The 307-nt window shown below is 69.4% G+C and carries 1 protein-coding gene; it reads right to left on the reverse strand.

Features of this window, described 5'->3' with window-relative positions:
* Window positions 1-307: DNA recombination protein RmuC (rmuC, locus tag CBX98_RS25940; RefSeq protein WP_146192944.1), on the reverse strand; the 307-nt coding region annotated here is incomplete at both ends.

A 307-nucleotide genomic window follows, 5' to 3' on the forward strand; every position in this document is an offset into this window, starting at 1 on the left:
GCCTTGCCGGCGACGAGAACGCCTTCGGCATCCGCGGCGTCCTGGAAGTCGAGCAGACGCTGGTAGTCCTCGACGGGGTACTTGGCGTCGATAGGCAGCCAGACCGGCGTCCCGTCCTCGGTGCCCGGCAGGCGGATCGCGTACTCCACGCGATCGGCGGACCCAGGCACCGTGGCCACGTTGGCGGCGTACTGCTCGGCGACGAGGATCTGCTCCAGCAGGGCGCCGAGCTGGACTTCGCCGAAGGTGCCGCGGGTCTTTACGTTGGTGAGGACGCGCTTGAGGTCACCCACGCCGGCGGCAAGGA

Source organism: Vibrio sp. T9 (assembly GCF_003123985.1).
In the GTDB taxonomy this organism is placed as follows: domain Bacteria; phylum Pseudomonadota; class Gammaproteobacteria; order Enterobacterales; family Vibrionaceae; genus Vibrio; species Vibrio diabolicus.